Consider the following 13,105-nt stretch of genomic DNA (forward strand, 5'->3'; position numbering starts at 1 on the left):
CTGATGTTTTGTTGTGGTGGATTTCAGTTCTTGCTGGGATGGGCAGACAAGCCACCAAAACCGGCAATCCACTCGGGAATTTCGCGGTAGTAGCGATGGCCTGCTTCGTACGGGCCATAGGCTGACAGCCCGGCAAAGGCGGCTACCCAGGTTTTGACTTCGTGGGCACTGCGGCCTGCCAGGGCGGACACGTCGTCGTTGGCGACCTCATCGAGCTGGGCATAGCGCTGCGTTTGCAGCAGATCCAGAAAGTTCTGGTCCCACTCGGGGTTAAGCGGATGCAACACCGAGGGGTCCTGGGTGAACGCCTTGCCAGCATCAATCGTGCGCTGGGTGCGGGCGGCACGGGCTTCGGGTGACAGGGTGTAGCCTTCGCCATCCAGAGAGCGGCGCACGGGTTCGGGCGCGTCGGCGTAAACGGGCACGGGTGGCTGATGTGACAGCCCGCCGGAACCCAGCCACAGCACGCGTTTTCCGGTAGAACGGGCCCATTGACCGATGGCTTCACCCAGCAGGCGTGCACGCTTGAACGTGGGCAGGGGGGCCGCTACCGAGTTGATGAACACCGGAATAACCGGGTACTGATCCAGACTGCCCACCAGATGCTCCAGCGGATAGGCAGCACCGTGATCGACCTGCATATCGTGCGAAATCGCCACATCCACACCGCTATTGATGACATAGGTGGCGCAGTCGGTAGCCAGCTCAAAGGGCACGTTCAAGCGCCCGGCCAGACTGCCAAAATCCCCAATCGCATGGGCACCGGTGCCGATGCAAAAGCTGGGCATGACGTTATAGAAAAAACCATTGAAGTGATCGGGCGTGAACAGCACGATCAAATCCGGTTTGAAGGCGGCAATGCGCTCGCGGGCGGCTTTTTGTACCGCAAAGACTTCGTCCAGTACGGCCTGTGCCGGGTCGTGATGACCCAGCAAGGGGGTGTGCGATAAGCACTCCAGATGTGCCTGCATCCCGGTCTCCTGTTTTATGAGTGTGAAGGGGCCGCGACGCATGGAGCTGCGGCTTGTGTGGCAAGCGCAAGGCTTGCTCCCTGTTTGGCCAGATTGCGCAAGGCCTGAGTGGTATCGGCCCAGACCTCCAATGGCAAGATGGCTCTTTGTTCAATCAATTCCTTCAAGGGACGCATGTCGCGGCCTTGGTTGACGGTGATGGCGCCACAGATGGCACCTTCCGGGTCCAGGCCGATCAGCACAAATGGCGTTTGCTCCAGTGAGCCACGCAGGACCCAATGAGCCGCCTGCATCTCCCCGGCGAATTGAATGTTCAGGTCGCATTGGTCGGTCCAGAACCAGGAGGGAGTGGCTTTGGCGGGTTCCTGGTTCAGCATGTGGCACACAGCCATCACGGCCTGGCGGTTGGCGTTCTCCCAGGTTTCCTGCCGTTGCCAGCGGCCATCCAGCCCGATCTGAACGGTGGTGTCGCCGGCGGCATAGATACCGGGGCAGGAGCTGCGGCCATGCTCATCAATGACCACGGCGCCTTGCTCGGTATTCAGTCCGGCACTATCAGCCAGGCAGGTGTCTATGGTGACGCCTACGCCGTATATCAGCAGATCCCCCTGCAGCGTCTTGCCGTTGCTTAGTGTCAAAGCAATTTTGTGTTCAGCTTCAAGGCTTGCATGCTCGACATGGGTGCCCAGATGAACGCGGACGCCACGCGCTTGATGGACGCCGAGCAAGTAATCGCTCAAGACCTCGGGAGCATTGCGCGACATGATGCGGGTGGCCGGGTCAATCAGCTCGACAGTTGCGCCCATGGCGACCAGGCTGGAGGCCAGCTCCAGACCAATCACGCCAGCCCCTACCAGCAGCGCATGACTACCGGGCTTGATCTGGGCGCGAATGCGATGGGCATCGTCCAGGGTGCGCAGCACATGCGACACAGAGCCCAAGGCATCCAGTTCGGGCAGGCGTCGGGCCTGTGCACCCGTGGCCAGCAGCAGCGAGTCGTAAGGCAGGCTTTCACCATTGGACAGGCTTACCTGACGAGCTTGAGCATCAATGGCCACAGCACGTACACCCAGTTTCAGATCGATATTCTGCTCCTGGTAGAAACTTGCGGGGTGCAGGGTCAGTTGGGCCTGTTCGGGGTTGAGCAAGGCGTCCTTGGACAGCGGTGGACGCTCATAGGGCAGATGGGGTTCATCACCGACCAGCGTGATCGCGCCTTGAAAGCCACGGCTGCGCAGTTCGGCGGCTGCTGTGGTGCCGGCCTGCCCAGCTCCAATAATGAGGATATGTGGTGCTTGCATCACAGCTCCAGACCGCCAGCCACATTGCGGATGCCCCGTATACCCAGGCCCGCATCAGCATTGATCATGACGCCGGTCAGTGTCTGGTTGTTCTGGCGTGATGCCAGCAGCACAAAGGGGCCGGTAAATTCTTCCGGTTCGGGGAAGAACTGCAGGGGCAGGATGGCCTTGATTGCATCGGGCGAGCGTGAGTCCATGATGCGGGTGTCTTGCTGACCCAAAGCCTGCGGTCCGCGCAGATCGGTTTTCATGCCGCAAGGGCCCACGCCATTGACGCGTACCTTGGGGGCCAGCTCGAATGCCAGTTCACGAATCAGACCGACCGCCGCGTGCTTGCTGGCGGTGTACAAAGGGCCACCGCCTTCTGCGTAGAAGGCGGAGTTGCTCAAGGTAAAGATCATGCTGCCGCAGGATTTCACCAGCTCGGCGGCGGCCGCTTTGGCCCCAAGCAGATAGCCTTTGACGTTGATGGCAAACAGCTCATCAAAGCCTTTGTCCAATTGCTCCATGCTGGTGTTGATCAGGCGTGCGCCGTGATCCCAGACGGCCGCATTGCCAATAAAGCAGTCCAGCTTGCCAAAGCGGGCCACCGTGGCCTCCACGGCGTTCTGGTTGTCGGCTGCGCTGCACACATCACCCTGGATGGCCAGCACCTTGCCGTCGAATTTCTGTTCCAGATCGGCACATTTTTCTGCCGAGCGCTCCAGCACGGCCACGGATGCGCCTTCCTTTAGAAAACGCTCTACCAATGCCAGACCCAGGCCTGAACCACCGCCAGTGATCAAGGCGACCTCGTTTTGCAGCCAGCCATTCATGCCTGGGCCTCCAGATCGATATAGACCATGCCTTCGCTGATGATCACCGGATAGGTGCGTAGCGCCTCGGTCGCGGGCTGGCACAGGGCAGCGCCCGTTTTCAGACAGAAACGGGCAGCGTGCAGCGGGCACTCCACGGTGCCGTCGTCCTCGATATACCCTTCGGACATGGACGCGTTGCCATGAGTGCAACGGTCGTCAGTCGCATAGAAAGTGCCATCAATATTGAACAGGGCAATCTGGCGGTCGGGAGTGTCTATCTTCAGTGCCTCGCCATCGGCCAGGGCACCGGTTTCACATGCGGTAATGCGTGTCATATCAATCAACATCGGAAAGTGAGCAGGGTCAGAACAGAACGCTCAGGTTGTGGGATGTAATGACGACTTGATCCAGAACGATCTCGCGTTCATACAGTTCCCAACCAAAGCGGTTGTCTGCGCGGCGTACATAATCCAGGCGCTTGCCGGCGTACCAGGTCTCGTCCTTTTCTTTCTGGGCGCGGTACAGGATGTAGTTGCTGCGTATCTCGTAACCCTGGCCGTCGGCGGAGGGGCGGATACGCAGGTTGCTGACAAAGTGACGGGTGCGGGAGGGTGGTTCTTCCGCCCAGGCCATGCCGGTTTCCAGACGTGCGACGCGGCGCTCCAGCTGGAACTTGTTGTCGTTGAAGATCCAGGTGCTCGGTGGCTGCACACTACGGCGACGATCGCGGGTCTGCGCATTGGTCGTGCTGCGCATGTGGTAGTGCACATCCTCGGACAGCAGGTCCAGCCAGTCCCGGAACTGCCAGTCATCCAGCAGTTCGGCTTCCTGGTACAAAAAGTCGGCAATCTCGTGATGCAGCTGCATGTCGACGATGGCAGCTTGATTTGGCTCTTGAATGACGGCGCTCATTTCACCAGCTCCTCTTCGTAGGCACGGCTGCGCTCCAGCACTTCATCCCAGGTCTCGGACACCATCAGGTCGGCCCAGTACTTGTACAGGCCACGGGCGGCGGTCTCGGAGAAGATGTAGTTGGTCACACCGGGTACGCCATCGCTGCGCAGCCCTTCATTGCCCAAACCCATTTCCATGCACAGTTGTGTGCCGCGAGCGCGTTTGCCACGCAGGATTTTCTGGATTTCAGCCCAGTTCTCGGAGTCGTCCTGTTCCAGGAAACCGGCGGGACCGAAGGCGCGGGTAGCGCTGCGCTCGAAGGCGGCTTTTACATCGTCGGGAGCGGCTGCATCGGCAATGCAAAAGGCCCAGACTTCTACCTGATTGGGGCCACGGGGATGCCAGACGCGTAGTGTGGCGGTGCCGTTCAACCAGCTCAGGGTAGGGAACATATTGTTGTGACCGGCCAGGCGCAGGGCGCGGACTTCACCCAGGCGTTCGTGGGCTTCGGCATAGGTGTCGCGGAAGTACTGGGAGACTTCACCGTCCACCCACACGTTGGCGTCAGGCTGCTCGGTAAAGAAGAAGCCACTGCCATGGCCGCGCTGGCCGTACTGGACGGCGTCCTTGGCGGTTTCCCAAACCGGGCGTGCGGTTTGTCCGGCGCCCAGAGCCTTGTCCTCGTCACCGGGTTTCTGGCCCAGCACTTGCACGGCAGAGGCGTGCGAGAACAGGGCGTGATACTGGTCGGAGGCAAACTGTTCGGCGGGGAATTTCCAGTTGCATTCGATGGTCCATTTCTGAACACCACCGATGATTTCAGTACCGCCTTCGCGTCGGTCCAGTACACCGTCCAGGTACCAGGCAATGTCGCCCATGTACTCTTCCAGATCAGGCGCTGTGGCGTCCCAATTGCCAAAGACCAGGCCTTTGTATACTTTGACGCGGGTTACTTCCTGCAGGCCCCACTTTTCCTTGCACAAGCCTTGCGGATAGGCGCGTGGCTCCAGCGGTACATCCACCAGATCGCCGTTGGTGCCGTAGCTCCAGCCGTGGTAGGGACAGGTAAAGGCTTTGGTATTGCCCGAGTCTGCATAAGACACGCGCATGGAGCGGTGTCGGCATTGGTTCAGGAAGGCCTTGATCGAGCCGTCTTTCTGACGAACCACGATGATCGGGTCCTCGCCCATATAGGTATTGAAGAAGTCTCCCGCTTTGGGAATCTGGCTGGTGTGGCACAAGAACAGCCAGGTGCGGCCAAAGATGCGCTCCAGCTCCAGCTCATAAATATCCGGGTCGGTGTAAATGGAAGGGGTGACGCGTCCATTACGTGCATCGACCAAGGCTTCGATTTTTTCAGGGTTGATTCCCATCGTTTGCTCCTCGCTATTGCAATGCGTGCTTTTGCAAAACAGGTTTTTGTCGCTAGCGGCAAAATGTAGAAGCTTGAAATGAATCCGACCAATACTTGCTTTAGATCGGGTGATCGGCAAACCCGATAAGTCCCTCTAAAACCCCTTGCTTGCGTGTGGGTTTCTGTTTCAGGCCAGTATTGATGCGGCTTTGGCGACACCTAGGGTTTACGCTAGCTATGATTGCTGCGCTGCAGCATTGAAGATTGGGTCTGCTTTTCAGGGCGTGGGAGCGGCGACAATAGTGCCTAAAAGAAAGGCTTGTTTTGGTCCTCACAGCAGGCTGCGTCCAACGCTGTGCGGGTACGTTCCGGGCAGGGAACGATCAATTTGACAGGAGACAAACTTGGAGTTGCGACACTTGCGTTACTTCGTTGCAGTCGCGGAAGAGTTGAATTTCACCCGTGCTGCCGAGCGGCTGTATACCTCTCAACCCTCCTTGAGCGAGCAGATCCGAAATCTGGAAGAAGAGATCGGTTATCCCTTGCTGAACCGCACGCGCCGTAAAGTCGAATTGACCGAAGCAGGTGTGATTTTTCTGGATGACGCGCGCGAGATCCTGCACAAGGTGGAGGAGGCCGTACAGCGGGCCGGCAAGGCGGCCTCGCAGGCGCGGGAAGTGCTGACGATAGGCTTTGTGCCCGCGGCCGAGGTGCGTATCTTTCCAGCAGTGCTGCCCGCTTTTCGTGCAGCCTTTCCTCAGGTCGATGTGGTGTTGCGCAGCCTGACTTCCAATGAGCAGGAAGGAGCGCTGGCGCGTGGCGAGCTGGACCTGGGGTTCATGCGCGGCCCGGTGCGCGCCACCAATGTGTTCAGCGAAGTGGTGCTGGATGAGCCCTTGCGAGTGTATCTGCCTCAGGGGCATAGCCTGGAGGCTTATAGTCTGATCCCGCCGGCACGCCTGAATCGCTTGCCCATGATTGCGGTGGATCGCTCCTATGGCCGCTCCATGCACGATGTGCTGGCCCGCTATCTGGCTCATCATAAAGTGGTGCCCGAGCACACCTATAACTCGGCCAACCCCCTGATGAGCATTAATCTGGTCGCTGCTGGCCTAGGCTATACCTTATTGCCTACCTATGCGGAATACTTCATGCCCAAGAATGTGGTGTCGCGCCCCTTGATCGGTGGCGGCCCGCGCTGCGAATTATTGATGGCCTATCCACGAGATACAGGCTGCATGAGCGAGGCCGCGGTCAGCTTGATTGAGCGTATACGGGAGCTGGCTCGCTGGCACGGTTCGGGCCCCTCGGCTGTCAGTCATCTGAAACTGGCTCCCAGCAAAATCGCCTGTATGTAGTTGCACATACAGGCGAGGGCGTTTTTCAAGAATACGGGCTCTATCTTACTTTTTGATAATGTGGATCTCGTTTGAGAGTTCAGGTGCATTTATTATTGTGTCCAGGACTGGGCAGGTTCTTTCAATGAAATTGACGAATTCCTCTATTTCTTCATCACTGTTATTGGCCTGGATATAGTATTTGCACGTGATTTTATGAAATCCCATTTTGGCCTCTTTATTGATCCCGTAGAAGCCATCTGTGTCTATTTCACCGTCCATCTCGATTTTGATGTCGATTAAGTCAATATTTTGACTCTTTGCAAAGCTTTTTGCAGCAATGCACTTACAGGCGCCAATTGCTGAAAGCAGGGCCTCCAGGGGGGTCATCCCGCCGCTGCCATTATCTCTCTTGCCGGGTTCATCCAGAACAATGGAAAAATCCCTGGAAGTGCATTCAATCTTTAGTTGGTCTATTAACGTTGCGGTTGCAGAAAAAACGTGGTTGCTCATGGCTGTTCCTTTTGCTTATAGCTTGTTAATTGGCTAATGATTCCAGGCTTCTGTCTCTTTTTTAAAATTGGATATGTGTGTGCTTTACTGTGCTCCGGTAGGAGCGTGCGGCGCTTTTGAGCTTGAAAGGTAGTTTATATATTTTTTTTGGCTGCGGCATTTATTTTAAAAATTAGCTGCCTAAGCTAATAACTGCCTGGTATGGCACGAGCGGCTGCTTGCTGACTCGGCAACGGCACTGGCTATTGCTTCCAATAGCTTATGGTGCTCGCGTTGCCGGTCCTTGGTTCAGGGACTGTCGCTGCCCTATTTATTTATCTTCCACAAAGCGCATACGGAAGCGGCGGCCCTTGATATTGGCGTTGGCGATGCGGTCGAAATATTGACGCGCAATCCGGCGATCCAAGGCCACGTAGGAGCGCGCATCAGTAATGGCAATCTTGCCCACTTGGTCGCCTTTCAGACCCACATCGCGGGTCAGGGCACCGAGCAGGTCGCCGGGGCGCAGCTTGTCTTTTTTGCCACCCTGAATTTCCAGCGTCATCATGGGCGCGCGTAGCGGCTCTTTGGACTGCGAGCGCAAGGCTTTCAGATTGCCCCATTTCACTTCGCTGCCCTGGAATTCTTCAATCAGCTTCACCCAGCGCTGTTCGCTGCGTGAGACCAGATTCAGGGCCAGGCCTTTCTGATCACCACGGCCAACACGGCCAATGCGGTGAATATGCACTTCGCTGTCCTTGGTGACGTCCACGTTGATGACGGCGCCCAGATTCTGAATATCCAGACCGCGCGAGGCCACGTCGGTGGCAACCAGTACGGCGCAGCTCTGGTTGGAGAACTGCACCAGAATCTCGTCGCGATCACGCTGTTCCAGATCGCCGGTCAACGCCAGAGCCTGGATGCCTTCGGATTGCAGTTCTTCCACTACTTCCTGACAACGCATTTTGGTGTTGCAGAAAATCAGGGTAGAGGCGGGGCGGAAGTGCTCCAGCAGTGTGACCACAGCAGACAGACGCTGCTCGGGGTGGACCTCGTAAAAAATCTGTTCGATCTGGCTGGCATCGTGCAACGCTTCCACTTTGACTTCGGCGGGGTTTTTCAGAAAGCGGGCGCTGAGCTTGCGGATATTTTCCGGGTAGGTGGCCGAAAACAGCAGGGTCTGACGGCGGGGCGGGCAGTGCGAGGCAATGGCCACGATGTCGTCGTGAAAGCCCATATCCACCATGCGGTCGGCTTCGTCCAGCACCAGGGTTTTCAGGGCGGACAAGTCCAGATTGCCGCGCTCCAGATGGTCCTGAATTCGGCCCGGTGTTCCCACCACCACGTGAGCGCCATTGCGCAAGGCTTCTGTTTGCGGGCGCGAAGGCACGCCACCACACAGCGTCAGCATGCGCACGTTAGGAATCTGGCGGGCCAGACGACGCAGCTCGGTGGTGACCTGATCGGCCAGCTCGCGCGTGGGACAGATCACCAGGGCTTGCGGTGTCAGCTTGCTGGGGTTGAGAGTTTGCAACAGACCCAGGCCAAACGCGGCAGTTTTGCCGCTGCCGGTCTTGGCTTGGGCGATCAGGTCGCGGCCTTGCAGAATCAAGGGCAGGCTCTGTTCCTGAATGGCCGTCATTTTTTCAAAACCCAGGCTATCCAGGGTTTCAAGCAAGGCGGGCAGAAGGGGAAGGGTACTGAAAGAGGTATGGGGCACGATGGGTGACATCAAAAAGAACTGCAAAATAAAGGATTTAGCGACAGTTTACCGTTTGCAGGCTGATAGCTGGGAAATAGAAAGCAGGGAATGCGACTGGATACCGGCAAGCAGGCAAATTACTGGTATCACCTTCCGGGAGGCCCCGGGGATCAAGAAGTAATTCAAACAAAAGGGGCTGCTTGCGCGGCCCCTTGTTTTTACAGTGTGCTGTACGCGCTTGAAAAAGCTTATGCCTTGCGCGATGCCCCCAGGCGCTCCGACAGGCGATTAGCCAGTTTTCGCATGGCTTCACCAGCACGGCGTTGTGCCGCTTCATCCGCTTCCTGGGTCAGCAAACTGACGGCCACCCCGGCCACGGCGGCGCGGTTATTGGAATCAAACACGGCGGCTCCAAAGCAGTGCATGCCATCGCGTACGCCACAGGCATCCACGGAGTAACCCAGGCGCTGCACATCGTTCAGTTCCACCATCAAATCATCCTTGCTGCGCGGACCATGTCCGGTCAGTGGCTCGGGCCAAGGGTGATTCAGGGCCTGCTCCAGTTCTGAACCTGGCAAGGTGCTGAGCATGGCCTTGCCCGTTGCGGTATAGACCGCTGGCAAACGCATCCCGGCACGGAACGTGAAACCCAGCGGGCGGGTTCCGTTGCGGCAGGCGATGTAGACCACATCCTCACCATCCAGAATGGACAGGGTAATGGTCTCTTCAGGCAGGACGCGCATATCGTCCCAGGCCGCAAAAAACTCTTGCGTCAGGTCCAGTTGGGACAGGAAGGCATTGGCCCAACCCATCACGTGTGTGCCCAGGGTGAAACTGCCATTTTCCAGCTTACGGATCAGGTGCAGATCCAGCAGGGTGGTGCACAGACCATAGAGGGAGCTTTTGGGCATGCCCAGACGTTTGACCAGGTCCGTAAATGACAGGGGCTCCGGTGAGGCCGCCAATTCGTCCAGTACGGTGACTGCACGTACTACAGCCGGAACCAGTTTCTTCTCTTCCACTACGACTAACTCCATAACAACACACAGGAAGTCCATAAGCCCCGGGGGCTGAACTCTGGAAACAGGGGTAAGGGTCCGTCAGTACCGCTTGACGCATCACACGGGCGAGCCGACCGGACCAGACGCACAGGTCCTGAATTAGGCCAGATTTGCCGCTTTGATGCCAGCGTTCCATTGTGCCCTCAAACACCCCAAAACAAAAAATACGGCGACTGATCTTCTACGGGTAAACCCGTAAGCCGATTCGTTGACGTCGCGTTTTTTCGGCTCCTATAATTCTATCAAGTTCACTATAAGAGAAACAGGTTCAGCATAATGAACAATATCGCGGCATCATTGATTAGCAAACTGAAGGATCCCAGCCTGGCAAAAGATCAGTCCTGGACCGCTCAGGGTTGGGTCAGCGCAGGTGATGGCAATACATTTGCCGTTCTGAATCCTGCTACGGGCGAGTGCCTGGCTAATGTCGCCAGCCTGGCCACACAAGAAATTGAAGCGGTCATCAGCGATGCTGAAGTGGCCCAGCGCGAGTGGAAGGCACGTAGCGGGCACGAGCGTGCCAAGCTGTTGCGCGCCTGGTTCGATGCGCTGGTTGCCAACGCGGACGACCTGGCCACCATCATGACCATGGAACAGGGCAAGCCCTGGGCCGAGGCTCGTGGTGAAGTGCTGTACGCCGCTTCCTTTGTGGAATGGTTCAGCGAAGAAGCCAAGCGCGTATATGGCGACGTGGTCGGACACCCCCAGGCGGATAAACGCATTGTGGTGGTCAAGCAGCCCGTTGGTGTGTGTGCGGCCATCACTCCCTGGAACTTCCCTGCGGCCATGATTACCCGCAAGGTGGCTCCTGCTCTGGCCGCCGGTTGCAGCATTATTGTTCGTCCTGCCGACCTGACTCCTTTGACCGCCCTGGCCCTGGCCGTACTGGCCGAGCGCGTCGGTATCCCCGCTGGCGTGTTCCAGCTGGTGACCGGTCAATCCCGTGTGGTGGGTGCTGCCCTGACGGAAAGCCCCATTGTGCGCAAGCTGTCCTTTACCGGCTCGACCGAAGTGGGTCGTTTGCTGATGGCGCAATGTGCTCCCACCATCAAGCGCCTGTCTCTGGAACTGGGTGGCAACGCACCGTTCATCGTGTTTGACGATGCTGACCTGGATGCCGCCATTGAAGGCGCCATGGCCTCCAAGTACCGCAACAGCGGCCAGACTTGCGTGTGTGCCAACCGCTTCCTGGTGCAAGACGGTATTTACGATCGCTTTGCCAAGGCATTGAGCGAACGTGTTGCGGCCCTGAAAGTGGGCAACGGCATGGAAGAGGGCGTGGAACAAGGTCCGCTGATCGAACAAAAAGCCGTTAACCGTCTGCGCGAATTGATTGATGATGCCGTCGAGCATGGTGCTAGCGTTCTGCAAGGTGGCCAGCCTCATCCTCTGGGCGGTACGTACTTCTCGCCCACCGTGCTGGGTGATGCAACACCGGCCATGCGCGTGGCTCGCGAAGAATTGTTTGGCCCTGTGGCGCCTTTGTTCCGCTTCAAGGATGAAGCCGAAGCGATCGCGATGGCCAATGACACCGAATATGGTCTTGCTGCCTACCTGTTCACCCGCGACAACGCACGTGCCTGGCGCATGGGCGAAGCTCTGGAATACGGCATGGTCGGCGTCAATACCGGTTTGATTTCCAACGAAGTGGCTCCGTTTGGTGGCGTCAAACAATCCGGCCTGGGTCGCGAAGGCTCCCGTTACGGAATCGACGAGTACCTGGAAATCAAATACATGTGCCAGCAGCTGTAAGTTGATACATGCCCGCGCCCAGCGCAGCGAAGGGGGCCGCTCTTATAGAGAGAGCGCCCCATCAGCAGAAACCCACAATAAGCTAAATAAAGGAGACGCTATGTCTATCCTGTCTGCAACCCCACGAAAATTGACTTTGGCCCTGACACTGGCCACCGCTGGCTTGATGGCCAGCACGACTGCCAACGCTGATGATGTCAAGCCCATCAAGATTGGTGTGGTGACTTTCTTGTCAGGCGCTGCTTCCGGTCCGTTTGGCGTGCCTGCCAAAAATGCCGCTGAACTGACGGCTGCCCAATTGAATGAAGGTAAAGTACCTGCCCCTTACAACACCAAGGGTCTGGGTGGCGCACCGATTGAACTGGTCTTTATCGACGAGAACGGCGGTACAGCCAAACAGGTTAGCGAGTACCGCAACCTGGTTCAGCAACAGAACGTGGACATCGTGGTTGGCTACATCTCCTCGGGCGATTGTCTGGCCGTGGCCCCCGTTGCTGAAGAACTGAAAAAACTGACGCTTATTTTTGATTGCGGCACACCGCGCCTGTTTGAAGATGCCAGCTACCAATACGTGTTCCGTCCTGTGGCCCACGCCACCATGGACAACGTGGCGGCTGCCCGCTTTGTGCTGGAGCGCAACCCCGAGCTGAAAAGCTACGCTGGTATCAACCAGAACTACGCCTGGGGCCAGGACGCCTGGCACGACTTTGAAGGCACGCTGCAAGCCCTCAAACCCGGTGTAGAAGCCAAGACTTCGCAAATGCCTAAACTGGGCGCCGGTCAGTACAACGCTGAAATCTCGTCCTTGATGGCCGCCCGTCCTGAAGTGATTCACTCCAGCTTCTGGGGTGGCGATCTGGAAGGCTTCGTGGTGCAGGCTCTGCCACGTGGTCTGTTCCGCAACACCCTGACCGTGCTGACCGCTGGTGAAACCGCGACACACCGTGCCAACAACCAGATTCCTACCGGCACCATCATCGGTGCTCGCGGCCCACACGCGGCTTTCGCTCCTGACAATGAATTGAACCGTTGGTTGCGTGCCAGCTACCGCGAGCAATTCAATGCCGATCCTAGCTACCCATCCTACAAGATGACGCAAACCCTGCTGGGTCTGAAAGCCGCTTACGAAAAAGCCCAGGCTGCCAACGAAGGCAAAGCGCCTTCCACCGAGCAAGTGGTCAGCGCCTTTGAACACCTGACTTTCGAGAGCCCATCGGGTGACGTCACCATGTCCCTGGGTAAAGGTCACCAGGCTGTTCAAGGTACGACCTTGGGCGTGGTGAAAAACGATAAAGGCGTGATCAGCTACACCGACTTGCGTCACTTCAAACCCGAAGAAGTCACTCCTCCTGAAGGCGTGAAGTCCATCGACTGGATCAAGGGCGGTTTGAAGCACTAAGTTGAGCATGCGTCCCGCAAGGGACGCTGCCCTGAAAATCCGGGC

At 57.6% G+C, this 13,105-nt stretch carries 12 protein-coding genes; 3 read left to right on the forward strand and 9 right to left on the reverse strand.

Annotation, left to right across the window (positions count from 1 at the left end):
- Positions 1-23: 23 nt before the first annotated feature.
- The 6 genes from U2949_RS00625 to hcaE are packed head-to-tail and all read right to left on the reverse strand — an operon-like array spanning position 24 to position 5,336.
- Positions 24-971 carry a 3-carboxyethylcatechol 2,3-dioxygenase gene (locus U2949_RS00625; RefSeq protein WP_026484795.1) on the reverse strand — a complete coding sequence of 316 codons (948 nt, stop codon included), beginning with the start codon at positions 969-971 and terminating at the stop codon, positions 24-26.
- A gap of 14 nt (positions 972-985) precedes the next feature.
- Complete coding sequence (gene hcaD / locus U2949_RS00630; protein WP_051316406.1) at positions 986-2,272, reverse strand: 3-phenylpropionate/cinnamic acid dioxygenase ferredoxin--NAD(+) reductase subunit; 1,287 nt, start codon at positions 2,270-2,272, stop codon at positions 986-988.
- A complete protein-coding gene (gene hcaB / locus U2949_RS00635) occupies positions 2,272-3,087 on the reverse strand; it encodes a 3-phenylpropionate-dihydrodiol/cinnamic acid-dihydrodiol dehydrogenase (protein WP_045930311.1) in 816 nt (271 codons plus the stop codon). Before hcaB ends, hcaD begins: the two co-directional genes overlap by 1 nt.
- Positions 3,084-3,404 carry a 3-phenylpropionate/cinnamic acid dioxygenase ferredoxin subunit gene (gene hcaC, locus U2949_RS00640; protein ID WP_026484793.1) on the reverse strand — a complete coding sequence of 107 codons (321 nt, stop codon included), beginning with the start codon at positions 3,402-3,404 and terminating at the stop codon, positions 3,084-3,086. The genes hcaB and hcaC overlap by 4 nt, the downstream gene beginning before the upstream one ends.
- A gap of 28 nt (positions 3,405-3,432) precedes the next feature.
- The gene (hcaF, locus tag U2949_RS00645; protein WP_026484792.1) at positions 3,433-3,981 is read right to left on the reverse strand and encodes a 3-phenylpropionate/cinnamic acid dioxygenase subunit beta; all 549 of its coding nucleotides are present in this window, start codon (positions 3,979-3,981) and stop codon (positions 3,433-3,435) included.
- Positions 3,978-5,336, reverse strand: a complete 1,359-nt coding sequence (gene hcaE / locus U2949_RS00650) for a 3-phenylpropionate/cinnamic acid dioxygenase subunit alpha (protein WP_009459253.1) — start codon at positions 5,334-5,336, stop codon at positions 3,978-3,980. Before hcaE ends, hcaF begins: the two co-directional genes overlap by 4 nt.
- A 385-nt stretch (positions 5,337-5,721) precedes the next feature.
- Here hcaE and U2949_RS00655 point away from each other — a divergent pair, with 385 nt between their 5' ends.
- Entirely contained in the window at positions 5,722-6,675 is a 954-nt protein-coding gene (locus U2949_RS00655) for a LysR substrate-binding domain-containing protein (RefSeq protein ID WP_026484791.1), read from the forward strand.
- Positions 6,676-6,720: 45 nt separating this feature from the next.
- Here the strand turns inward: U2949_RS00655 and U2949_RS00660 are convergent, their stop codons facing one another.
- The 3 genes from U2949_RS00660 to U2949_RS00670 all read right to left on the reverse strand — a co-directional run bounded on the left by U2949_RS00660 (position 6,721) and on the right by U2949_RS00670 (position 9,885).
- Positions 6,721-7,167 (reverse strand): OsmC family protein, encoded by a 447-nt coding sequence (locus tag U2949_RS00660; RefSeq protein ID WP_026484790.1) that lies wholly within the window; start codon positions 7,165-7,167, stop codon positions 6,721-6,723.
- Between the two features lie 310 nt (positions 7,168-7,477).
- A complete protein-coding gene (dbpA, locus tag U2949_RS00665; protein WP_035275385.1) occupies positions 7,478-8,878 on the reverse strand; it encodes an ATP-dependent RNA helicase DbpA in 1,401 nt (466 codons plus the stop codon).
- A gap of 218 nt (positions 8,879-9,096) precedes the next feature.
- Positions 9,097-9,885 (reverse strand): IclR family transcriptional regulator, encoded by a 789-nt coding sequence (locus tag U2949_RS00670; protein WP_228125806.1) that lies wholly within the window; start codon positions 9,883-9,885, stop codon positions 9,097-9,099.
- A gap of 300 nt (positions 9,886-10,185) precedes the next feature.
- Between U2949_RS00670 and U2949_RS00675 the strand changes: the two genes are divergently transcribed.
- Both U2949_RS00675 and U2949_RS00680 read left to right on the forward strand, forming a co-directional pair.
- Positions 10,186-11,661, forward strand: coding sequence for an NAD-dependent succinate-semialdehyde dehydrogenase (locus tag U2949_RS00675; protein WP_045930308.1), 1,476 nt, complete (start codon positions 10,186-10,188; stop codon positions 11,659-11,661).
- Positions 11,662-11,761: 100 nt separating this feature from the next.
- Positions 11,762-13,060: an ABC transporter substrate-binding protein gene (locus tag U2949_RS00680; RefSeq protein WP_321285573.1), complete on the forward strand. Its 1,299-nt coding sequence runs from the start codon at positions 11,762-11,764 to the stop codon at positions 13,058-13,060.
- Positions 13,061-13,105 lie beyond the last annotated feature (45 nt).

This window comes from Alcaligenes phenolicus, assembly GCF_032063905.1.
Taxonomy (GTDB): Bacteria; Pseudomonadota; Gammaproteobacteria; order Burkholderiales; family Burkholderiaceae_B; genus Alcaligenes; species Alcaligenes phenolicus.